Below are 23,516 nucleotides of genomic sequence, written 5' to 3' on the forward strand. Positions count from 1 at the left end.
CGATGCGTTGAATAATGCGACGAAACAAATACTTGCAGCGGTTCAGCGACTCCGTTTTTAACTGGAACCGTTGAGTACTGCCGTCAGGCGAGTTCCAGTGCGAGGCCGCACGGAATTGCGAAATGGCTTTCGGTGCGGTTCCGTTTCAGCGACGCCTGACAGGAGGCATTTTCCCCGCTCGATAAATACCGTATGAAAGAGGTTGCCTGCTGCCATTTCTGGAGGCCGCGCGATCTCATTTTCAATCACGGAAACCGTTCATGATACGCCATATCGTTCTCGTCAAATTCAGGTCCGAACTCGGAGCCGCGCAGATCGAAGAGAAGCTGCAGGCCGTTGTGGCCCTCAAGGACAAGATCGGCGGCATCCTGTCCATTACGGCTGGCGAAAACAACAGTCCGGAAAATCTCGAAAAGGGTTTCCGGCACGGTTTTGTTGTCGATTTCACGGATAGCGCGGCGCGGGATGCCTATCTTCCGCATCCTGAACACGCGAAGGTCGGCAAAAGCCTCGTCGAAGCCGCTGAAGGTGGCATCGAGGGCATATTGGTTTTCGACTACGCGTTCTAGAGAACCAGTCCACCAACCCCCATGCGGGAAAGATCGTCGGCGGAAAGTGTGATCCCCGCCATCAGACGATCCAGCACCCAGTCGAGGCTGTTTTCGCGGGCGCTGCGGGCCGATCCGGGGGCGGCGACAATATATTTGCCGTCATGCCTGCCCAGGACCAGCAGATTGCCCGGATCGACCGGCATGCCGATGCGCAGGATTTCACCGCCTGACATGCGGATCGACTGCGGCACGATATCTGCCTCGTCGGCAACCGCCGATGCGCTGAAGATCACGATAATATCGCAGGCCCGGCTCACTTCCGCGATTGCCGCTGTCAGCGCAACCTGATCGTGCGCGACGCGCTTTTCGCAAACAAGTGTCCCGCCATTCCGAGCAGTCCGCTTTCCCATCAGTTCGCGGGTCTTCTCAAGAACCGTTTCGCGTATCGAGGGAAGGCGCGACTGGATCAGCCCGATCCGCGCGCCGTTGAAGGGATGGACGCGCAGCGCAGGCCGTGCATCGAGGCCGATGTCCCGCAAAAGGGTCCCCGGCACAGCAAAAGGAATGATCTTGACTGTGGCTACCATCTGTCCGGTTTCCACCCGCACATGATTGCGCAGCGTCGCGATGGAAATGCGCGCATCATGCGCATTGACTGCATCAATACGGTCGGCATCTACCAAAAATACGCCATTCTTCCGGGCGTGCAGATTGACCCGTCCGGTTGTGGGGCTGCCGATCTCCACTTCGCCGGAAATAAGCATACGTCCGATGGCAAGTGCGGCCTCATCCTCGCCGATATCGCCCTTTTCCAGGCGCGCAGCCAGAACCGAGCTGATACCCGCTTCCTGCAACAGGGCAAGATTGAGGGCATCGAGAACTGTGCCTTTGCGTAAAGTGAGCGCACCTGCCGTCATAGCATAGCCGAGAATTGCACCTTCGGCTTCATCAAGCGGCATTTCGGCAAATATCATTTCTATCCCCAATTCCCTCGCGCATTTTCAATAAGCATACACAGCGCGGAAGATAAACCGTCTCTGCGCCCCGGGGTTATTTTGCCGAAGATCGTGCCGCCACAAAACCTCGGACATGGATCGGAGCGGCTGTCCGAAAACCGTTTAACACTTTCCGGGATGCGCGCAATTCGCGTCAAATTCGGTAAATTCCCATCACGATCCCGTTTATTCATGGGGTAGATGGCGGTTTTCATCTTGCAAACCCTTTCCTTTGGGCCTATTCGCTCCGCCGCACCTGACAACTGGCGACCCATTCAGACCGCCGGTCAGGACATCGATCCCTTGAGAGGGCCGATGGATTTATTGCATTTATGCATTGCCCAAAACATGGCCCGCATCAGCGATCTGGCCGGATTGTTCAGACAAAATGCCCGCTTTTGGGCGCGACATTACGATCCAGCACAATTTTCGTCAGGCACGTGACAAACGGGATTATTCGTTATAACGGTACTTTTGGAAATTTCAGAATTTACCGAAAACTAGGAAATGACGCATGCGCCGGAGATGACACTCCGCGCGCAGGATGGAAAGACAAATGAAACACGGCACCCCCCGGACGATCGTTTCGTTCGCCGTCTTGGCCCTCACGGCGTTTCTCGCAGGCTGCGAGAACCAGGTCCTGCTTTCCCCGAAAGGGGAAATCGGCATGGCAGAACGCGATCTCATGCTTTTTGCGACCGGCATCATGCTGCTCGTCGTGCTTCCCGTCATCTTCATGACGCTTTACTTCGCATGGAAGTACCGCGCCTCGAATGAGAAGGCGGATTACCAGCCCGACTGGCACCACTCGACCAAGATCGAGCTTGCCGTCTGGCTCATCCCGTTGGCGATCATCGTCGTTCTGGGCTCCGTGACCTGGGTCGCCACCCACAAGCTTGATCCGTACCGCCCGCTGGAATCGAATGCAAAGCCGATCAATGTCGAAGTCGTTGCGCTCGACTGGAAATGGCTTTTCATCTATCCGGACCAGGGCATCGCCACCGTCAATGAAATGGCAATGCCGGTCGATGTGCCGGTCAACTTCAAGCTGACCTCCAGCAACATCATGAATTCCTTCTTCATCCCGCAGCTCGGCAGTCAGGTTTACACCATGCCGAGCATGCAGACGAAGCTGCATCTGATTGCCAATCATGCTGGCGAGTTCGACGGTATCTCCGCCAACTATAGCGGTCAGGGTTTTGCCCAGATGCGCTTCAAGGCGCATGCCTACAATCAGGCCGACTTCGACAAGTGGGTTGCCGATGTGAAGGCCAAGGCGAATGGCGAAGAGCTGAGCCGCGACCGTTACGCCTCGCTGGTTCAGCCGAGCGAGAAGGTTCCGCCGCAGTTCTTCACCTATAATGACCAGGCGCTGTTCCACAACATCGTGAACCGCTGCTGGGACGGCAAGTCCGTCTGCCTCGACGATGAAATGCATCGTCAACAGATGATCCGCGAAGCGCGCGCCAATCTGCGCAAGTCTTCGCCTGTCGATTTCAGCCAGTGGGCGAGCGACATCATCTGCGCAGTCCAGCCGCAGCGCCTCTCGCAGCTCGAAAACTGATGTGCCGATCGGTCCGTGATCTCGCAGGAGGTCACGGCCATCCGCATTCAATCCTTTGTTTCACGCGGTTCCGGAAAGATGGCCGTCTTGCGCCGTCCCGGAATTGCTAAAATCGAAGCGTGATAAAAAATGTTCGGAAAACTTACGCTCGAAGCGATACCCTATCACGAGCCAATCATCATGGTCACTTTGGCCGCGGTGGCTGGCGGGGCGCTCGCTATTCTTGCAGCCATTACCTACTACCGCAAATGGGCTCCGCTCTGGAACGACTGGCTGACGTCCGTCGACCACAAGCGCATTGGCGTGATGTATATCATTCTGGCACTCGTGATGCTGTTCCGCGGCTTCTCGGACGCCGTCATGATGCGCGCCCAGCAGGCAATCGCCTCCGGCGCCAATGAAGGCTTCCTGCCGCCGCACCACTACGACCAGATCTTCACCGCCCATGGCGTGATCATGATCTTCTTCGTGGCGATGCCCTTCATCGTCGGCCTGATGAACTTCGCCGTGCCGCTTCAGATCGGCGCGCGCGACGTGGCTTTCCCGTACCTCAACTCGCTCAGCTTCTGGCTGACGGTTGCCGGTGCGATCCTCATCAACATCTCGCTCGGTGTCGGCGAATTCGCCAAGACCGGCTGGCTGGCCTATCCGCCGCTTTCCGGCAAGGAGTTCAGCCCGGATGTCGGGGTGGATTATTATATCTGGGCCTTGCAGATTTCCGGTATGGGTACGCTGCTTTCGGGCGTGAACCTGATCACCACCATCATCAAGATGCGCGCGCCCGGCATGGGCATGATGCAGGTTCCGGTCTTCACCTGGACCGCGCTCTGCTCGAACGTGCTGATCGTCGCAGCCTTCCCGATCCTCACCGTCACGCTGGCCCTGCTTTCGCTGGACCGCTATCTGGATTTCCACTTCTTCACCAATGATGCCGGTGGCAATCCGATGATGTATGTGAACCTCATCTGGATCTGGGGTCACCCGGAAGTCTACATTCTGGTTCTGCCGTGCTTCGGCATCTTCTCGGAAATCGTGGCAACCTTCTCCGGCAAGCGCCTGTTCGGCTACAAGTCGATGGTTTACGCCACTGTGGCCATCACGGTTCTGTCGTTCCTGGTCTGGGTCCACCACTTCTTCACCATGGGTGGCGGTGCCAACGTCAACGCCTTCTTCGGCGTGGCAACCATGATCATTTCGATCCCGACAGGGGCGAAGGTCTTCAACTGGCTCTTCACCATGTATAAGGGCCGCGTTCGCATGGAAACGCCGGTCATGTGGACCATCGGCTTCATGTGCACCTTCGTTGTCGGCGGCATGACGGGCGTTCTGCTCGCAGTTCCGCCAGCAGACTTCGTGCTGCACAACTCGGTGTTCCTGATCGCCCACTTCCACAATGTGATCATCTCGGGCGTGCTGTTCGGCTGCTTTGCCGGTCTCGTTTACTGGTGGCCGAAGGCTTTCGGCTTCAAGCTGAATGAGCGTCTGGGCAAGAACGCATTCTGGTGCTGGCTCGTCGGCTTCATCCTGGCCTTCATGCCGCTCTACGTGCTCGGCCTGATGGGCATGACCCGTCGTCTGAACCACACCGAAAACCCGGCATGGCACATCTACCTCATCATTGCCGCCATCGGCGTTGCGATCATCCTTTGCGGTATCGTGTTCCAGGTTCTGCAGATCGCAGTTTCGATCCGCGACCGCGAAAAGCTGCGCGACAACAATGGCGACAGCTGGGGTACGGGCCGTACGCTGGAATGGTCGCTGGCTTCGCCGCCTGCCTTCTACAACTTCGCCGAAGTTCCGCATGTGCGCGATCATGACGGCTGGTGGGACATGAAGCAGAACGGCTATGTGCGCCGCACCGAAAAGTTCGCGCGCATCCACATGCCGAAGAACACCGGCACCGGCTTCATCATCGGCATTCTGAACATTCCGCTCGGCTTTGCCCTGGTGTGGCACATCTGGTGGCTGGCAATCGCCTCCGCCGTCGCTGTGCTGGCCGTTGCCATCGCTCACTCCTTCAATAATGACAGAGACTTTTACGTCTCGGCCGAAGAGGTGCAGGAAGTCGAAGACCTCCGTACCCGGCAACTGACTGCTCAGGAGGCCTGATTCCGATGAGCGCAAGCATTTCAACCACCGCTCCGTTCACGGGCGGGAATGAGCACCCCGCTCATGAGGACCATCACGATGCAGGGTCGACCACGCTGGTCGGCTTCTGGATCTACCTGATGAGCGACTGCGTCCTCTTTTCGGGCCTGTTTGCAACCTATGCCGTTCTGGCGCATCAGTTTGCGGGCGGTCCGACCGGCCGTGAACTGTTCGATCTGAACTTTGTTCTGATCGAAACCATGCTCCTGCTGGTGTCGTCGCTGACCTATGGTCTGGCCACGCTTTCGATGTTCAAGAAGAACCGTGCCGGCCTTCTGTTCTGGCTGGGCGTAACCTTCCTGCTGGGCGCTGCCTTCCTCGCGATGGAAGTCTATGAGTTCAATCACCTGATCCATGAAGGTGCAGGTCCGGGCCGCAGCGCGTTCCTCTCGGCCTTCTTTGCGCTGGTGGGAACCCACGGTCTTCACATCACGTCGGGCCTGATCTGGATTCTGGTGCTTTCAGCCCAGCTTCTGCGTGACGGTCTGACGGAAAAGAACCAGACGCGCGTGATGTGCCTCAGCCTCTTCTGGCACTTCCTGGATATTATCTGGATCGGCGTCTTTACCCTTGTCTATCTGTTGGGTGTACTGTGATGAGCTCTGCACACGAAACACATGACCACGGCGCGAGCCATGGCAGCCTGAAGACCTATCTGATCGGCTTCGTGCTGGCAGTTGTTCTCACCGTCGTTCCATTCATGCTGGCCATGAACGGCTACTTCACGCCGGGAACAACCGCAGCCATTGTGCTCGGTATCGCCGTCGTCCAGATTTTGGTGCATCTGGTTTACTTCCTGCACCTCGATCCGAAGTCGGAAGGCGGCTGGAATATTCTGGCACTCATCTTCACGGTCATCATTCTGGCTATCGTTCTTGCCGGCTCCATCTGGGTCATGCATCACCTCGATACCAATATGATGCCGATGTACATGTCGCCGGAAGACGTGCGCAATCTGCCGTAATACCAGGTCTCGTTGAGTTTGACTCATCGAGACTTGTTAAGCCCGTGCGGCGATAGAGCATTTTCAGGGCGCGGATAGCGCAAGCATCTTAGCGCCCTGCTATGAAAGGCTCGTCAAACACATTCCCTGCACCACAACGCTGCAGGGAATGCATCTGTGAGCCTCGCAAAACAACTGGCCTGACGGCCCGTGATCGCGGCTTTATCCTCCCTCTCTCCCCCCAAAGCCGCGTGGCGTCCCGGTTCCCTCCGGGACGCCTTTCTTTGACTGTCCGTCAAAGAGGTGAGAGTAACATTTCCTGTAAAATTTTAATCAACTTGCTGTAAGTGCGACGTTGTATTTTGTAAAATAAAGATGATTGCAATCAATATTGAAGTGTAGAAAATAATAATATACGCCCTAAATTTACCATTATTGCGCATGTTGTTTGCATATTGTACTATATCAACATAGATTAGCTCGTGTTTGATACTTATTGCGTCTCTGTTCGATCGCTAATCTGGAGAAGATGCGATGTCTTTATTTAAGGGAATGCTTACTAATAATCGTATTCTTGGTGCGGCTGTTATTGCTGCAACCCTGTTCACGCCCGCTATTGCTTCCGCTGCAACAGCCTATGTCTCGGCTTCGGTCAATGTCCGTTCGGGCCCCGGTTCCAATTACGGACGGCTTGCCGCGCTCCCCGCCGGTGCGACGGTCAATGCCGGTTCCTGCCGCAATGGCTGGTGCCAGATCTATAACGGGAGCCGTGTCGGCTGGGTCTCGGCGCGTTATGTGCGTTTCGGCGCCTATAGCGGCCCCGCCTATGCCGCACCGTCCAGCACCACGGTGATCGTTAATAATGACGGTTACGATGACGGCTTCGGCCTCGGACTTGGTATCGGCTGGGCGACCGGCGGCTATTGGGGTCCCGGCTGGGGCGGTGGTTGGGGTCCAGGCTGGCGCGGCGGACCGAACTACGTCAATGGCTGCATTGGCCGCAATTGCCAGTCCAATCGCGGCGGCTGGAATCCGCGCTGGGGCCATGGCCCGCGCTGGAACGGCGGCGGCAACTGGGGCGGCCGTGGATGGCCGCAGGGCCAGATTCGTCGCAACTGGGGTCCCGGTCCGGTGATGTCTCCGACCCGCTTTGGTGGTTTCAACCGCGGCTTTGGCGGCGGTGGTATGGGCGGTGGCGGTTTCCATTTCGGAAATATGCGCCCGATGCACGCTGGCCGCTGACGGCATCCGGTGTGTTTGTGCCAGAACTTATTTTGATCAGGTCGTTCTCCCTCCTCCCAATGGCCTGATGGACAGCTCGCCGGCAGCACCCCGCCGGCGAGCTGTTACAATTTTCTGATCGCGCCCTGCAATCACTGCGGAATGCGAGCACAAAGCGCTTCAATCTGCGCGGGAAGTTGCAATGGTGTGGTAACGTTAATACTCCATTGACTGAAATGGTCCATATCTAGCGTTGTTGCTTGGACTTCCGTTCTCCCTATGGTAATCCCTGAATCGTCCTGGGCTTGGGGGTAATGAACGGGACGCCGCCAGGCGACCGCATAGACAGGAACCGGACAGTAGCGCGTATGACTTGGAGTAACAGGACGATACAGGGAAGGGGCATCGCCGTGCTTTTGCTGGCGGCTCAATTTTCCTCTTTCATCGTGTCGCCTGCTTTGGCGTTCGAGATCTTTGGTGTTCGTCTGTGGGGCGAGGACAAGAAGGAAGATCCTGACATCATCGACCCGAAGACCTACTCCGTCGAGGTCACGACCACGGGCGACCGCAAGAATGCGGACGGCACGGAAGCCGATCTGAAATCCACCATTGAAGGCGCTTCCGGTCTCGTTTCGGATGCCGAGAGACCAGCTTCGGGCTCCGCCGGACTGCTGGCCAAGGCGCGCGGCGATTATCGCCGCATTCTGGCCGCACTCTATGGCGAAGGCCGCTATGGCGGTACGATTTCTATTCAAGTTGATGGTCGCGAGGCGAACGACATTCCGCCCGACGCGGAAATCCCCAATGATGCGAAGGTCGCGATTTCGGTTGACCCCGGCCCGCAATTTCTGTTCTCGCGCACGGCCATTTCCAATATTGCGCCACCGCCGGTCGACAAGCGCGATCACGTGCAGTCGCCCGAAGATGCGGGCTTCGCGCCGGGACAGGTGGCGCGTTCGGGCACGGTCATCAAGGCGGAGCGCCTTGCCGTTGAGGCGTGGCGCCAGCAAGGCTATGCCAAGGCGCGGGTTACCGATGAGGATATCGTCGCGGACCATGCCGACAACCGGGTTTCCGCCGATGTTTCGCTCGATCCCGGCCAGAAGGCGCATTATGGCCCGGTCAGCGTCGTTGGAATCGCGCGCATGGACCCGCAATTCGTGGCCTGGATGACCGGGCTGAAAGAAGGCCAGGAATACGATCCCGACGATATCGAGAAAGCCAAAAAGCGTCTCGGTCGTATGGAAGTGTTCCGCGCCATGAGCTTCGAGGAAGCCGAAAAGATCGAGCCGGACGGCAGCCTGCCGATGACGCTCAACGTACAGGAGCGCAAGCCGCGCCGCTTCGGCTTCGGTGCCGAATATTCGACCATCGATGGTTTCGGCCTGACCGGCTACTGGATGCACCGCAACCTGTTCGGACGCGGCGAACGCCTGCGTTTCGACGCCAAGGTCAGCGGTATCGGCGGCACGCAGGACAATTCCTTCGATCCGAAGAACTTTACCTATCTTCTGGGTACGAGCTTCACGAAGCCGGGCGTCTATACACCGGATACGGATTTTGTCGCATCACTTGATGCCAAGCGCGAAGTGCTGGATGCTTATACCGAAACATCGGTCAATGCGAAGACCGGCTTCACGCAGATATTCAGCGACGAGCTGTCAGGCGCGCTCTATGCCAAGGCGAGCCAGGGTCATTTCGACGATGACGTCTTCGGCTCGCGCAGCTTCACGACGGCGGGTCTTGAGGGCAATCTTCTTTATGACAGCCGCAACAACAAGCCGGATCCGAGTTCGGGCTTCTATCTGGAAGGCAATATCCAGCCCTTCTACGAATTCCAGTACGGCAATTTCGCCACCCGTTTCACAGCCGAAGGCCGCACCTATTACGGCTTTGGTGAAAAGGATCGCGTGATCCTCGCAGGCCGTCTCAAGTTCGGTTCGATCGTCGGCGCGTCCATTGAGGACCTGCCGCCGAGCCAGCTCTTCCTGGCAGGTGGCGGCGGCTCGGTTCGCGGCTATGGTTATCGCAATATCGGCGTCAGCGCGGGCAATGGCGAGATCATCGGCGGGCGCTCGCTTGTCGAGGCCAATGGCGAAGTGCGCACCCGCATCACCGATTCCATCGGCGCGGTGGCATTCGTCGATGCCGGTTATGTGGGCGAAAAATCGTTCCCCGATTTCTCGGAACAGATGCGTGTCGGCGTGGGTGGCGGTCTGCGCTATCTGACCGGTCTCGGACCGATCCGCCTTGATGTCGCCGTTCCGCTCAACCGCCGCTCGGGTGACCCGAGCTATGGCTTGTACGTAGGTATAGGACAGGCGTTTTGACCAGATTTCTCGCAATCATCGCCTTCGTCGCTTTCGCCGTCACGGCAGTCATCTTCGGCTGGCCGGAACAGCAGAAGCAGTTGCAGGCTCAAGCTCAAGTTCCCGCTCAGGCTCAGGATCAGGCCTCTGGACAGGAACAGGCAGAAGCACCAGCAGAAGAAGAGAAATCCTATTTCCTGTCTTTCGTGGAAAGCCAGCTTTCCGCGCCGAACCGCCGCATTTCCATTTCCGGCATCAGCGGCGTTCTGTCTTCGGAAGCAACCGTCGGCTCAATCACCATTGCTGACCGCGAAGGCGTCTGGCTGCGCATCGAGAATGCCAAGCTGAACTGGAGCCGTACCGCACTTCTTGTTGGCCGTCTCAGCATCCAGTCGCTTGCTGCCGAGCGTATCGACATCATTCGCAAGCCGTTGCCTGACAACAGCCTGCCGTCGCCTGAATCGTCCACGTTCAGCCTGCCGGAACTGCCGATTTCAATCAGTCTCGACCAGCTCGCCATTGCGCGCCTGCATTTCGGGCCGGATATTTTCGGTCTCGAATCGGAAGTTTCTGCCAATGGCAGCCTGTCGCTTGCCGATGGTTCGCTCGATTCAAATTTCGACATCAAGCGTCTCGACGGTCCCGGCGGAAATTTTGCCCTTCGCGCGGCCTATGCCAATTCTGACCAGAAGGTCGATCTCGACCTTAAAGTCTCGGAACCGGCTAACGGCATCGTCGCCAACCTGTTGAACATCGATGGTCGTCCTCCGGTCGATCTTACTTTGAAAGGCGCCGGTCCGCTTGACGAGTTGAAGGTCGATCTTGCGCTCGACACCAACGGTAGCCGCACGTTGACAGGCGAATTCGCGCTCAACCGGCAAGGTCAGGCGCCCGATGGCGGACGTGTTTTCTCTGCCCGTTTCAACGGTCCGATCGCGGTTCTTGTACCGCCTGTATTCCGCGATTTCTTCGGTGCCGAAACCGTACTGTCGGCGGATGGCTTCCTGAAGGATGCAGGCGGCTTCCGCCTTGATGATCTGGCGCTGAACAGCGCTGCCTTGAAACTGAAGGCTTCTGCCGAAACCGGCAATGACCGCTTCCTGAACAAGCTGCGCATCGATGCCTCCATTGCCGATGAGAGCAAGGGCCGCGTCCTCCTGCCGGTCAAGGGCGCTGAAACCTATATCGACAATGCAAAGTTCCAGGTCGCTTACGGTGATCGCCCGACCAATGACTGGACGGGAACGCTTGCCATTGCCGGTCTCAAGAACGCAACGATTTCCGCCGACAGCATCGCGCTCGATATGGGCGGCGTTGCCGAGAACCTGAGCGATGCCGCCAATCGCCATATCACCTTCAAGGTCAATGGCGGGATGGATGGCATTTCGGCAGAACGGGCGGAAATTGCCGAGGCGCTTGGCAGCAAGATTGCGCTCGCCATCGATGGCGCATGGCGCGCCGGCTCGCCGGTCGAGCTGGCGCAAGCCAATATTGCCGGTAACGGTCTCAGCCTCGATCTCAAGGGTAATATCGACGACTTTGCCTTCAATGGCGATATCGCCGCCAAGATTGCAAGCCTTGCGCCGTTCGGCGCTCTGGCTGACCGTGACCTTGCAGGCAGCATCGATGTCAACGCCAAGGGCATTGTTCGCCCGGTTAGCGGTGCATTCCAGCTCGACCTTAACGGCACAGCACAGAACATGCGCACCGGCACGGAAGCAGTCGACCGCATTCTCGATGGTGCCGTCAATCTCAGCGGCGCGCTTGGCCGCAGCAGCGAAGGGTTTTCGGCGCGTGATTTCCGTATCGGCAATGAGCTGAGCGAAATCACTGCCAATGGTTCCTTTGCATCCGACAAGGCAAGTTTCGACTTCGGCGTCATGCTGTCCGATCTGAAGCTTCTTTCCGATCAGGCATCGGGGCGGATGACCGTCAAGGGCAGTGCGCGCGGCGACGACAAGCTGATCGCGCTGGCGCTGCGCGCCGATGCGCCGGAGGGCACTCTGGCCGGTCGCAAGCTTTCCGAAGGCGGTCTCGATTTCAATGCCATGCTCGATGGAAATGCAAAGACAGGTGCTGCCCTTTCCGGCAAGCTTGCTGGCAGTGCATTCCTTAATGGCCAGCGTGTTGATCTTGGAACGCTCATCGACATCGTCAATGACGAGAAGCGTCTGACCGACCTCGTCTTCAATGCAGGCGGTGCGCATCTTTCGGGCAATGTCACCCAGACCGCGAAAGGTCTCCTGACCGGCGCGCTGAAGCTCGATGCGCCGGATATTTCCACGGCAGCAGCCCTGGCGCTGGCGGAGGCGACCGGTGCGGCCAATGCTGATATCACGCTCGACGCCAATGACGGTCGCCAGAATGCATCGGTCACTGCCAATGCCAAGGACATCAAGGTCAATGGCAATCGTATCACCTCGGCTGATATTGCCCTGACGGCAAAGGACCTGTTCGGCGTGCCGGTGGTGGACGGCAATGCTGCGGCGCGCGACATAATGGTCGGCACTTTCGGCATCGACAGCTTCGATGCCAAGGCCAATGCGACCGGGTCGAAAACCGATTTCACTGCCAATACCAAGTTGAAAATCGGCACAGTCGCCAGCGCTGCCGGTTCGCTTGAGCCGAAAAATGGCGGTTTTGAACTGGGACTGGTTTCGGCCCATGTGAAGCAGGGCACACTCAGCGCCAACCTGGCCGCGCCCGCCACCATTTCCATGAAGGGCGAGGAAATCTCCTTCGGGGATATCATCATCAATACGGGCGCAGATGCCAGCGCGGGGCAGGTCAAGGTCAATGGCGTGGTCGATGGTCGTCTCGATCTTTCGGTCGCCCTTTCCAATCTGCCACTGGCTCTCGCCAATACGTTCAAGCCGGAACTGGGGCTTGGCGGCACGGTCAACGGCACAGCCCGCATCACTGGTACGAAAGAAGCGCCCAATGTCGCTTTCGACATGGCGGCGCGAGGCGTGACGGCAGCAGAGCTCAAAAAGCAGGGCATTGCGGCTCTCAATGCCGATGCCAAGGGCACCTCGGCCAATAATCGGCTCAATGTCGATGCGCATGTAACCGGAGGGGGCGGCATCGATGTCCGCGCCAATGGCGGCGTGCCGCTCAGTAAGGGCGATCTGGCCATCGACGTCAATCTCGCCAATCTTCCGCTGACGGCGCTGAACGGTGCGGTCAAGGGACAGGATCTCGCGGGCAATGTGACCGGAACGGCGCGTGTCACGGGCCCCCTCACCAATCCTGCGGCAACCTTCAATCTGCGCGGTACAGGTCTTGCGGCCAAGCCGCTGCGCGATAACGGACTTGCGCCGCTCACCCTGCAAGCTGCAGGCAGCTATGCGGCCATGGCTATCGACTTCTCGTCACTGACCGTCGACGGTCCGCGCGGCCTCAATGTCACCGCCAATGGCAAGGTTCCGTTCTCGGGGCAGGGGCTTGGAGTCAATGTCAATGGCAGCATTCCGCTGGCGCTCGCCAACCGCTTCCTGGCGGATCGCGGTGCGCAGGTAAACGGTACGCTGACGCTGACGGCCAGCGTTTCGGGCGGCTTCAACCGTCCGCAATTGCGCGGCATGTTCTCCACCAATGGCGCAACCTTTGTCGATCCGGACACCAATGTTCGCCTGAACAATATCAATGTCATGGGCAGCCTGGATGGCGAAACCGTCACGCTGCGTCAGGTCAATGCCGCGCTCGGCAGCGGCGGATCGGTTTCCGCCAGCGGTACGATCTCGACCAATGCCGAAGCGAGTTTCCCGGCCAATATCGAGATCAAGCTCAATCGTGCCCGCTATGCCGACGGCAAGCTGGTTGTGGCGACCGTCGACGGCGGGATCACGATCAGCGGGCCGCTGATGCGAGATCCTTTGATTTCAGGCCGCATCGATGTCGACAGGGCTGAAATCTCGGTGCCGGAAAATCTGGGCGGCGGCGCAGCCTATGTTCCGGTTCGCCACAAGAACACGCCGAAGAACGTTCAGGTGACGCTTGATCGCGCCAAGGTCGAAACGCGTCGCAGCAAAGTGCCGACGCCGACAGCGCGTCCGACCGTGCCGCGCCTCGACGTTGTCATCAATGCGCCCAACCAGATTTTCGTGCGCGGTCGCGGCCTCGACACGGAGCTGGGTGGACGTCTTCGCCTGACCGGGCCTGTGACCGATATCAAGCCGGTCGGCGCATTCGACATGATCCGCGGCCGCATCGGCATTCTCGGGCAGCGCATTACCTTCGATGAAGGCAATGTCACGCTGGTGGGCGATCTTAATCCGCAGCTCAACTTCGTCGCCCGTTCGGAAGGCAATGAAATCACCGCAATCGTGACGGTGACGGGCACGGTTGATAATCTCGACATCAAATTCTCGTCGACGCCGGAACTGCCGCAGGATGAAGTGCTGGCGCAGTTGATCTTCAAGCGCTCCATCGGCGAGTTGTCGGCCTTCCAGATCGCACAGCTTGCCGCTGCCGCCGCCGAACTTGCGGGCGGCTCCAACAACTCGCTCATGAACAAGCTGCGCGCCGGGACAGGTCTCGACGATCTTGATGTCGTGACGGATGACAAGGGCCAGACAGCAGTTCGTGCCGGTCGCTATATCCGCGACAATATCTATCTGGGCGTGGAAGCGGGTTCAGGCGGTTCGACCAAGGGCACCGTCAATCTCGACATCACCCGTAACCTGAAAGCCAAGGGTTCACTGGGAGCGGAAGGCGATTCAAGCGGCGGTATCTTCTACGAAAAAGATTATTGATCGCCGCAAATTATTGAAGGCAATCAAGGCCGGGTTTCATGACCCGGCCTTTTGCTATCCGGCTACAATTCAGAATAGCGGTTTTGAGACAAAGCCACATTTTCGCCAATAAATAGCCATGAGATACATACGTTCACCGCATTTGCCATGAAGCTTAAATCGATTGAATTTTCACATTCACTGCAATTTATGCTTTCAAACGGAATTTTCAGACACGTTTGCGCGAGTTGTTTAACCGTTCTTCAACCATAAGAACGCAAATTGCTGTTGAGTATGGCGGTCGCTTGACGGCTGTGTTTCACCCCTTCTGTCCGGGTAATTTGCATGACCAAGTTCATTGACGATCTGAGCCGCCGCCGCTTCCTTTTCGGCACCGGTGCCGTCCTCCTCACCGGTGCTGCCGGTTGTAACCAAACGATGGATATGTCGGCCTTCCAGATGAATGTCGATCCGATGTCGACGGGCGGGATTACGCCGATGCGTCCGCAGATCAGCGTCGACCGCGATATCACGACGCCGGATGTCATGTACGCCGCCGTGCAGGAAGGGCCGTATTCACTGCCCGCAATTCCATACGAGAAGGTGCCGAAGCAATTCCGCCGTCAGATCGTGCCGGACCCGACAGGGCAGGCGCCGGGAACGATTGTTGTCAGCCTCAAGGACCATCTTCTCTACTACGTTCTGCCGGGCGGAGAAGCGCTGCGCTACGGCATCGGGATCGGCAAGGCGGGCTTTGAGTGGTCGGGCACTGCCAATGTCCAGTACAAGAAGCAATGGCCGGTCTGGACGCCTCCACCGGAAATGATCCAGCGCAAGCCGGAACTGGCAAAATATCGTAACGGTCAGGAACCCGGCCCGCAAAATCCGCTGGGTGCGCGCGCGCTCTACATTTTCCAGAATGGGCAGGACACCGGTTATCGCATCCACGGCTCGCCGGAATGGTGGTCGATCGGCCAGTCCATGTCATCCGGCTGTATCCGCCTGATGAACCAGGACATCATCGATCTCTATAACCGCGTACAGGGTAAGGCTCCGATCATCGTCGGATAACCGGACCGGATGAATTCCGGCTCTGACGGCCTGCAAATGGCGTTGTGCTGCGCTTCCGGTGCTCATGTACCTAAAAGTACACTCCGTTCCGGTGCTCGCACTCCACCATTTTCGGCTCGTCATAACCGAAATCTCAACGGTCCGCACGGTGCATCAGCGTCTGTTGGAAATTGAAGCGTTTCTGCTGCAAATAAAAAGGCCACGCCAGATCTGGCGCGGCCTTTTTGTATCAGGTTCGATACGATTACTCGTAGCGCACCGACTTCGGCATGGCTTCGCCGAGATTGACGAAATGGCGTAGCTCGGCGCGCAGATTTTCTGCCGAAGCCATATGAATCTGGCTCTTTGGCACCACATCGTTCTGCACGATCTGGGTGGATACGCCCGGCATGACAAACGCTCCTGCGGTCAGGACGAGGGCGGCGGCAATGCCGAGGCGTCGTTCGGTTCTGGCCTGCATTTCTATCTCCTTGCGCCGGGTGACGGCGACTTGAAATCTGGAATCACATTCATTCGCAAAACGCTGGGACTTTCCGGCCAAGGATCGATCTGGGGCCAATCAGTGAAAAGTCGCGCGCGGCGTAAAATTCAAAGCGCTGTCGATGGCATGGATCGGTATTGGCAACAAAGTCTGGCCGAAATCAGCCAGCGTGTCGGCAAAATTGCGGGCAGCCCCTGCCACATCGTCGCAGCGGCGATGACAGGCAATGGCTTCAAGGCAGGTATCAAGCAGCAGCGCGTCCTGATTCTGGATGCCGGAAATCAGCCCCAGCGTCAGGCATTCCTCGCGGCAGACATGGTGCGAGTCGAAAGGGAAAGCACGCAACTGGCAGCTGGCGCAATGGCGCAGCACGCGGATGAAATGCGACAGCTCGCCCACCGCGCGTTTTGCTTCCGAAGGCCCAAGCACTTCCGAATAGAGGCCCCAGGTCATTTCCCACGGGATGATCGAGCCTGTCTCGAAACCCGCAGTCCAGCGGCGATAACCTTCCAGCACCAGCTTTTCCGGCAGGCGATCGAAATAGCCCGCAGTGTTGGCGCCGTTCAGTTGGGATATGCGCATATTCATGTCCGCCTCCCGTAGAAGCTACGGAATGAAGACATGCATGCGGGGCGTGAACCCTGCATTTTTACAGAGGGACGTTCGGTTTCCCCCCGCACATTGCAATATCCGGTCGGCAAGAGACTGAGCTGCCAAGGCAGGCCGTCGACATTTGCGGACCGGCATTCGCCGAGACCAATCATAGGGTCCTCCAATCGAAAGGGTTCAAGGCCCAGACATCAAAGGTTGTGAATTTGCACCATGCATAAAAGCCAGAAAATCCATCTGGAGTCAATTACTCAAGTTTAAAATCTTATTAGATTTCAATTGTTTGGAATTATTCTAGACTTTAATACTCATGTTTACAGCATTCGAGAAGGAACGCAACCGCTGTGGGGGAGCAGCGGTTGCGGCAAACGGGCGCATAATGCGCGAAGGAGAGAGGACGCGGATCATTCGCCCCTTTGCTAACACCACAGTCGCATTCTTCGTGATGCCGGGTTGCAAAGAGCAATCTTCCCCGTTCCGGTGCTCACGTAGCTTTCTCTGGCGCTTAGCCTTATCCGAAAAGTCCGCAACTTTTCGGGACTATGCCTGGAAGCACGCTCCGCTCCGGTACTCGAAAATCACTCTTCTCGCCACGGCCTGACGAATTTGCAACTGTAGTGCTGGAGCGCATCCCGCAAAGTATGAAACGGTTTTCAGGATGCGCTTTAGAACAAAAAGCCGAGACGCGCTGATCTGATTCAGTCAGATCGAAACGCGCTCTAGTGACCCGAATGCTCTCCATCTTTCTGGCCGCCCTTTTGACCGCTTTGGGCGGTGACGGGGAAGTCGATTGTGACCTTGCCGGCCTTTTCGAATTCCAACGTGACAGGAACGGTCTCGCCTTCCTTGTATGGCTTTTCCGGCTGGATGAACATGAGGTGATAACCACCGGACTTCAGCTCGACCTTCTCGCCTGCCGGAATATCCAGACCGCCTTCAAGCTGGCGCATCTTCATCACGTCGTTCTGCATCGACATCTCATGGATTTCGACGCGCTTGACGCCACCGGTGGTGACGGAAACCAGTTTGTCGGCATCCTTGCCGTCATTGGCGATGGTCAGGAACCCGCCTGCAACCTTGGCACCGGGAACCATGGCGCGCACCGAAGGGGCCGTGATTTCCAGTTCGCCAAGCTTCGTCGGCATTGCTGCCTGCATGGAGGCCCCATCCATCTGGCCCATCTTGTCGTGCCCACCATGGCCGCCGTGCCCATCGTCAGCGCCCGCGGCCTTCACGAGCAGCTGCGGTGCCGGATGCGCCAGATCGTGCGGGTTCTGGCCATCCTTGGGCACTTCCGTCCACGCAACCGAAGCGTCGCTTCCGCAGACCTGCGTCACGGGAAAGGAGAGGGTGGTATCCTTGTCGAACTTGGCGAGCTGGCCGACAACGGTGAACTCGTCGTAGAAATCACCGGGCAGGTTGCCATCGGTGAAGCGGACTTCGCGGACGCCGGAAGTCACATCCTTGCCGTGCACCTTGTAGCTCTGGGCATAGTCACCCTTGACGGTCTCGATCTTCCAGCCCGCCTTGACCTGCGGCTGGGCTGAAATGAAGCCTTCAGGCAGCTCGACCTTTACTTCGGTCGTGGCCTTGCCATCGCAGCCATGCGGTACGCGGAAGGTTGCCTTGTAGAAGCCGCCTGCCTTGGCTTCGCTCTGGTCGAGGGAGGAGTGGGCTTGGGCCAGGCCAGCAGAGGCGCACAGTGCGGCAATCGAGATGGCAGAGGCGAAAAGACGATAGTTCTTCATTGTGTCAAACCTGAATAATCATTGGAAGGCACACCGGTACCAAGTTCGGGGGAACAGGGTTCGGGCGTGTTTCATTTCCGAATGCGATCCGGGGAACGCATTCGCTCAAACGATATTATTCAGGCGAGAGGCGGCGCTTGCGGCGGTGCCGATGGCGGATAGGTGTTGTGCTGCAGGATCGGTTGCGGCGGCACGATGCCATCCGCCATGGCGATATGCGGGGCAGCACCGGTTGAACCCGCAGGCGCAGGGCACAGGAAGGCCGATGAAATCCGGCAGGCTTCGCAACTATTGTTGCTCAGATGCTTGTCGTGACCCTGATGGTTGGGATCGGAACCATGATCGCCGATGCAGAGCACCGGGTAGGTTCCGTCAGGCAACTGGTATTGGGCAAGCAGGTAGCTGTCGGGCGCATTGAGGTCGATGGGCTTGTGCGCAAAGGCGACGAACATCAGGGCGAATACGCTAAGGACGCGTATAGCCAGGGATATCCGATATTGGCCGATGCTTGTCTTCAACTCAAAGCTTCTCCATTCAAGCCGAATTTACCTAGCCTAAAGGAGCTGTCTTTGCCAAGCATCAAACAGAAACGGCGCGAATTGGTCGCGCCGTTTCTGTTTTCCATCGGTCGGGAGAATAGATATGGAGGTCAGATCGCCCGCTTCTTCATCTGTTCCGCGATGTAATCAGCCTGACGGATAGCGAGAGCCACGATGGTCAGGGTCGGGTTTTCCGCGCCGCCGGTTGTGAACTGGCTGCCATCGGAAACGAACAGATTCTTGATGTCATGCGTCTGTCCGTGCTTGTTCACGACGCCATCCTGCGGCTTTTCGCTCATCCGGTTGGTGCCCAGATTATGCGTTGACGGATAGGGTGGGGTCGGGAAGGTACGGACGGCACCCACGGCCTCATAAAGCGCCTTGCCCTGCGCATAGGCATGATCGCGCATGGCGATATCGTTCGGGTGATCGTCGTAATAGACGTCGGGAACCGGCAAGCCGTGTTCGTCCTTCACGTCCTTGCTCAGCGTGATGCGGTTTTTCTCCTGCGGCATGTCTTCGCCGACGATCCAGAGACCGGCCATGTTGACATAATCGTCGAGTGCCGAGGTGAAGCTGCGCCCCCAACCGCCCGGATTGAGGAAGGCAGCCATGAAGGGCAGGCCAAGCGAAACGGTTTCCATCTCATAGCCGCCGACGAAGCCTCGTTTCGGATTATGCGCAGCCTCATCGCGGATGATGCCTGCCATGGTGGTGCCGCGATACATATGAACCGGCTTTTCAAACGAGGCATAGACCGAACCGGTGGTGTGGCGCATATAGTTGCGCCCGACCTGTCCTGACGAATTGGCGAGGCCGTCCGGGAATTTCGACGAAGCCGAATTGAGCAGAAGGCGCGGGCTTTCAATCGAATTGCCTGCCACGCAGACGACGCGCGCCTTCTGCAAGTGCTGCTTGCCATCCTTGTCGGCATAGAGCACGCCCGTCACCTTGCCAGCTGCATTGTGCTCGATCTTGAGCGCCGTGCATTCCGGGCGAACTTCCAGCCTGCCGGTTTCCTCGCCCTTGGGAATTTCCGTATAGAGCGTCGACCATTTCGCGCCCCATTTGCAGCCCTGAAAGCAGAAGCCGGTCTGCTGGCAGGCCATGCGGTCGTCGCGCGGCGCTGAATTGATAGCCATGCGACCCGTATGGCATTCCTTGTAGCCGAGCTTGTCGGCACCGGCTTTCATAACCTTGAAATTATTGTTGCCGGGCAGACCCTCAATGCCGTTGGTGCGGGTGACCCCCATCTTGTCCTCGGCCTTGGCGTAGTAAGGCTCCAGATCGGCCAGCGTGATCGGCCAGTCGAGCAGATTTGCCCCTTCGATCTTGCCGTAATGGGTCAGGGTCTCGAACTCGTAATCCTGAAAACGCAAGGATGCACCAGCCCAGTGGGTGGTGGTGCCGCCGACAGCCTTCACGATCCATGCGGGCAGGTTCGGGAAATCGTGCGCCACGCGCCAGCTGCCCGATGTCGTGCGCTTGTCGAGCCAGGCGAGCTGGGCAAAACTATCCCATTCATCATTGATAAAATCTTCGAACTCGTGGCGTTTTCCGGCTTCGAGAATGACGACGTCGATGCCTTTCTGGGCCAGTTCGTTGCCGAGCGTGCCGCCGCCAGCGCCCGAGCCGATGATAACGACGACCTTGTCGTCCTTGAGATTGTATGGAGCAGCCATTGTTTCCTCCCAATGCTTTCCCGTTTCCGCAAAACGCAAGGCGCTTGCAGGACGGTGGTGCCGCTTTGAAATTGGTATGTCCTGCGCCGGGGGCGCCTAGAGCCATTCGATATCGTCGAAGCCGCGCTGGATGTAACCGCCCTTGGAATAGGCTTCGCCCTCGTAGCCGAAGAGCGGCCAGATATCCTTCTGGTTATAAAGGCCGGTCACAAGCCCGCTGCGCACCTTCTGGAAGAAGGGGCTTTTCTCGATCTCGCGCAGGATCGCGACGCGCTCTTCCTCCCAGCCAAGCCCCAGATAGCCTCCGGCTCCAGCCCGCTTGTTCAAATCGGCAACACCGTCCTCGATCAGCTTTTTGAGCGTCTCGTCCTTGGCGGAATCCGCGTCATAAGGTTTGACGGCAATGGCATAGAAACGGTCGGGAAGCTTGTCATGCGGATAGATGTCGCGCGCAAGCTGGATCAGGGTCGCCATGGTTTCGGGCTTGAGCGTGGTGGTTTCAAGCGCCCATGCGAATTGCGGGCAGATAACGGCATTGCCGCTGACAACGAGCATGGCGCCGAGGCTGAGGCCTGCGCCGCGCTTGAGAATATCGCGGCGGGACAGTGTCTTTTTCTCTCGGGTGGAAAGACCGTCAAAAACGGTAGTCATTCGGTTCTCCTCCTTTGCTTGCCCGTCCGGAATGGGCGGGCTGGCTATGCGTTCCCGGAGATTCTCACCACCGGGAATGCTGGCTTTCCCGTCTTCCATGGCCGCTCCTCCCGGCCAGAAAAGACGATAGGGAGCGGCTCACTGGTAGCGGCCACCCCGTTGCAGAACTTCGATCTTGTAGCCGTCCGGATCTTCGACGAAGAAGAAGCGGGCAAGCTGCACGCCGTTATTCTTGAAATCGACAAGCTTGCCGACCTTGAAGCCAAGTTCCGTGAAACGGGCATGTTCGGCATCGACGTCATCGACCGCCACGGCGAGATGACCATAGCCGTCGCCCAGATTGTAAGGCTCGGTACGGCCCTTGTTGACCGTCAGCTCGACTTCGAAATCGGCTTCGGCATTGCGCAGATAGATCAGCGTGAAGGTTTCGAAATCAATGCGCTCGGCAATATCGAGGCCAAAAGCTCGGATATAGAAGGAAACGGATTTTTCCTCGTCGAGAACACGGATCATCGAATGAATGGCTTTAGCCACAAGCTACTCCTGTTTCTTTTGCCGCTTCCTCAAAAGCGGCTTGCGATTGTCTTGCTGGTTGTCGATTATGAAAGAAAAAGCGACGGCGTGGTGGCAATCGGCTACCACAGCCAAGTTCGTGCTCTTAATGAAGGGAGGAACCCATGTGCAAGGTTTTCGCCGAGCAGGACCCGGAAGGCTACCGGCAGATCAATCGCTCCGTGCGCATAGGCGGCCATTCCACCAGCATTCAGCTGGAGGCCACCTTCTGGCGCCTGCTGGATGAGATCGCGGCCAGCCAGAACCTGACCACGCCCCGCTTCATATCGACGCTTTACGACGAAGCGCTGGAGGCCAATGGCGCGATCCCGAATTTTGCCTCCATGCTGCGCACCACCTGCGCGCTCTATCTCATGGGTCATCGTCCCGAGGCTGCCGTCTGCGAGGAGGCAGCCTGACAGAGGCCTGAAACGGGCATTGGCCTTTTGATGAAAAGGGAATAGGGGAGTAGGGCAATATGTTCTTACATCGGACATACTTCCTTACTCCGGTATTCCCTTGCTGCCTTCATTAAAGGAATCGAAATGACAAGCGTAACACGCGAACAGGTTCAGGAACGGCTGAAGACCGTGACGGGACCGGATTTCGAAAGCGATGTTGTGTCGCTCGGACTGGTGTCGGATATCTTTATTGCCGACGGCAAGGTTTTCTTCTCCATCACGGTTCCAGCAGCGCGCGCCGATGCGCTGGAGCCGATGCGGCTTGCCGCTGAAAAGGCCGTGAAGGAAATTCCGGGCGTCACTGGCGCGCTGGTCACGCTCACCGCCGAAAAGAAAGGCGGACGTACCAGCGACGATGCGCCCCCACCACCAAAGCCGCAAGCCAGACCTGCAGCCGCACCGGCGCAGCATCGCCACCCGCCACAGCCGCAGCGCGCAGCGACGAAGCCCGGCATTCCAGGTGTTGGCGCGATCATCGCTGTTGCATCGGGCAAGGGTGGCGTCGGCAAGTCCACCACCGCAGTCAATCTTGCGCTCGGTCTTGCCGCCAACGGGCTGAAGGTCGGCATTCTCGATGCCGATATTTACGGACCATCCATGCCGCGCCTGCTCGGCCTTTCCGGTCGTCCGGAAACGGTTGAAGGCCGCATCCTGAAGCCGATGGAAAATTACGGCATCAAGGTCATGTCGATGGGCTTCATGGTCGATGAGGAAACGCCAATGATCTGGCGCGGGCCGATGGTCATGTCGGCGCTGACGCAGATGCTGCGCGAAGTGGCCTGGGGCGAACTGGACGTTCTGGTGGTCGACATGCCGCCGGGCACCGGTGACGCACAGCTCACCATGGCGCAGCAGGTGCCGCTGGCGGGTGCCGTGGTCGTTTCGACACCACAGGACCTGGCGCTGATCGACGCGCGCAAGGGCTTGAACATGTTCCGCAAGGTGGATGTCCCGCTTCTGGGCATCGTCGAAAACATGAGCTACTTCATCGCGCCCGATACTGGCGCGCGCTACGATATTTTCGGCAATGGCGGAGCGCGCAGGGAAGCGGAGCGTCTCGACGTGCCGTTCCTGGGCGAAGTGCCGCTGCATATGGATGTGCGCGCCTATTCGGATGCGGGCACGCCGATCACCGTCCATGAACCGGACAGCGAACACGCGAAAATCTATCGCGAGATCGCCCGCAAGGTCTGGGACAACATGAAGGGCGGCAAGGGGGCTGGAAAGCCCGCGCCGGCGATTGTCTTCGAATGAAAAA

General features: G+C 58.0%; 20 protein-coding genes. 12 read left to right on the forward strand and 8 right to left on the reverse strand.

Annotation, left to right across the window (positions count from 1 at the left end; translation table 11 throughout):
• The first annotated feature begins 260 nt into the window (after positions 1-260).
• On the forward strand, positions 261-569 hold the full coding sequence (locus LJ361_RS00215) for a Dabb family protein (protein ID WP_010657851.1): 309 nt from the start codon (positions 261-263) through the stop codon (positions 567-569).
• Here LJ361_RS00215 and LJ361_RS00220 read toward each other — a convergent pair.
• Positions 566-1,525, reverse strand: a complete 960-nt coding sequence (locus LJ361_RS00220; RefSeq protein ID WP_010657852.1) for a molybdopterin-binding protein — start codon at positions 1,523-1,525, stop codon at positions 566-568. The two genes, LJ361_RS00215 and LJ361_RS00220, sit on opposite strands and share 4 nt — an antisense overlap.
• A 222-nt stretch (positions 1,526-1,747) precedes the next feature.
• Between LJ361_RS00220 and LJ361_RS00225 the strand changes: the two genes are divergently transcribed.
• From LJ361_RS00225 to LJ361_RS00265, 9 genes are all read left to right on the forward strand, one after another.
• On the forward strand, positions 1,748-1,990 hold the full coding sequence (locus LJ361_RS00225) for a hypothetical protein (RefSeq protein WP_011982282.1): 243 nt from the start codon (positions 1,748-1,750) through the stop codon (positions 1,988-1,990).
• Between the two features lie 112 nt (positions 1,991-2,102).
• A complete protein-coding gene (cyoA, locus tag LJ361_RS00230) occupies positions 2,103-3,110 on the forward strand; it encodes a ubiquinol oxidase subunit II (RefSeq protein ID WP_010657853.1) in 1,008 nt (335 codons plus the stop codon).
• A gap of 129 nt (positions 3,111-3,239) precedes the next feature.
• Complete coding sequence (cyoB, locus tag LJ361_RS00235) at positions 3,240-5,219, forward strand: cytochrome o ubiquinol oxidase subunit I (RefSeq protein WP_010657854.1); 1,980 nt, start codon at positions 3,240-3,242, stop codon at positions 5,217-5,219.
• A 5-nt stretch (positions 5,220-5,224) separates the two neighbouring features.
• The gene (gene cyoC / locus LJ361_RS00240; RefSeq protein ID WP_010657855.1) at positions 5,225-5,854 is read left to right on the forward strand and encodes a cytochrome o ubiquinol oxidase subunit III; all 630 of its coding nucleotides are present in this window, start codon (positions 5,225-5,227) and stop codon (positions 5,852-5,854) included.
• Positions 5,854-6,222, forward strand: coding sequence for a cytochrome o ubiquinol oxidase subunit IV (locus tag LJ361_RS00245; protein WP_010657856.1), 369 nt, complete (start codon positions 5,854-5,856; stop codon positions 6,220-6,222). The genes cyoC and LJ361_RS00245 overlap by 1 nt, the downstream gene beginning before the upstream one ends.
• Before the next feature lie 513 nt (positions 6,223-6,735).
• Positions 6,736-7,443, forward strand: a complete 708-nt coding sequence (locus LJ361_RS00250; protein WP_011982285.1) for an SH3 domain-containing protein — start codon at positions 6,736-6,738, stop codon at positions 7,441-7,443.
• Positions 7,444-7,832: 389 nt separating this feature from the next.
• Positions 7,833-9,752 carry an autotransporter assembly complex protein TamA gene (locus LJ361_RS00255; RefSeq protein ID WP_010657858.1) on the forward strand — a complete coding sequence of 640 codons (1,920 nt, stop codon included), beginning with the start codon at positions 7,833-7,835 and terminating at the stop codon, positions 9,750-9,752.
• Positions 9,749-14,485, forward strand: a complete 4,737-nt coding sequence (locus tag LJ361_RS00260) for a translocation/assembly module TamB domain-containing protein (RefSeq protein ID WP_029375835.1) — start codon at positions 9,749-9,751, stop codon at positions 14,483-14,485. Before LJ361_RS00255 ends, LJ361_RS00260 begins: the two co-directional genes overlap by 4 nt.
• A 324-nt stretch (positions 14,486-14,809) precedes the next feature.
• Positions 14,810-15,535 carry a L,D-transpeptidase gene (locus LJ361_RS00265; RefSeq protein WP_010657860.1) on the forward strand — a complete coding sequence of 242 codons (726 nt, stop codon included), beginning with the start codon at positions 14,810-14,812 and terminating at the stop codon, positions 15,533-15,535.
• A gap of 244 nt (positions 15,536-15,779) precedes the next feature.
• Here the strand turns inward: LJ361_RS00265 and LJ361_RS00270 are convergent, their stop codons facing one another.
• The 7 genes from LJ361_RS00270 to LJ361_RS00300 all read right to left on the reverse strand — a co-directional run bounded on the left by LJ361_RS00270 (position 15,780) and on the right by LJ361_RS00300 (position 21,779).
• On the reverse strand, positions 15,780-15,995 hold the full coding sequence (locus LJ361_RS00270; protein ID WP_010657861.1) for a hypothetical protein: 216 nt from the start codon (positions 15,993-15,995) through the stop codon (positions 15,780-15,782).
• 99 nt (positions 15,996-16,094) lie between these two features.
• Positions 16,095-16,604: a hypothetical protein gene (locus tag LJ361_RS00275; protein ID WP_011982289.1), complete on the reverse strand. Its 510-nt coding sequence runs from the start codon at positions 16,602-16,604 to the stop codon at positions 16,095-16,097.
• A gap of 740 nt (positions 16,605-17,344) precedes the next feature.
• Positions 17,345-18,373 (reverse strand): DUF1775 domain-containing protein, encoded by a 1,029-nt coding sequence (locus LJ361_RS00280; RefSeq protein ID WP_010657863.1) that lies wholly within the window; start codon positions 18,371-18,373, stop codon positions 17,345-17,347.
• A 119-nt stretch (positions 18,374-18,492) separates the two neighbouring features.
• Positions 18,493-18,891, reverse strand: a complete 399-nt coding sequence (locus LJ361_RS00285; RefSeq protein ID WP_010657864.1) for a hypothetical protein — start codon at positions 18,889-18,891, stop codon at positions 18,493-18,495.
• A 131-nt stretch (positions 18,892-19,022) separates the two neighbouring features.
• The gene (locus LJ361_RS00290; RefSeq protein ID WP_010657865.1) at positions 19,023-20,594 is read right to left on the reverse strand and encodes a GMC family oxidoreductase; all 1,572 of its coding nucleotides are present in this window, start codon (positions 20,592-20,594) and stop codon (positions 19,023-19,025) included.
• A gap of 96 nt (positions 20,595-20,690) precedes the next feature.
• The gene (locus LJ361_RS00295) at positions 20,691-21,245 is read right to left on the reverse strand and encodes a hypothetical protein (RefSeq protein WP_029375836.1); all 555 of its coding nucleotides are present in this window, start codon (positions 21,243-21,245) and stop codon (positions 20,691-20,693) included.
• Positions 21,246-21,383: 138 nt separating this feature from the next.
• The gene (locus LJ361_RS00300) at positions 21,384-21,779 is read right to left on the reverse strand and encodes a VOC family protein (RefSeq protein ID WP_010657867.1); all 396 of its coding nucleotides are present in this window, start codon (positions 21,777-21,779) and stop codon (positions 21,384-21,386) included.
• Positions 21,780-21,922: 143 nt separating this feature from the next.
• On the opposite strand from LJ361_RS00300, the gene LJ361_RS00305 reads away from it, so the two are divergent.
• Positions 21,923-22,216: a ribbon-helix-helix domain-containing protein gene (locus LJ361_RS00305; RefSeq protein ID WP_006471202.1), complete on the forward strand. Its 294-nt coding sequence runs from the start codon at positions 21,923-21,925 to the stop codon at positions 22,214-22,216.
• Between the two features lie 126 nt (positions 22,217-22,342).
• Positions 22,343-23,512, forward strand: coding sequence for an iron-sulfur cluster carrier protein ApbC (apbC, locus tag LJ361_RS00310; RefSeq protein ID WP_010657868.1), 1,170 nt, complete (start codon positions 22,343-22,345; stop codon positions 23,510-23,512).
• The last annotated feature ends 4 nt before the right edge of the window (positions 23,513-23,516 follow it).

Source organism: Brucella sp. JSBI001 (assembly GCF_026014005.1).
Classification (GTDB): domain Bacteria; phylum Pseudomonadota; class Alphaproteobacteria; order Rhizobiales; family Rhizobiaceae; genus Brucella; species Brucella anthropi.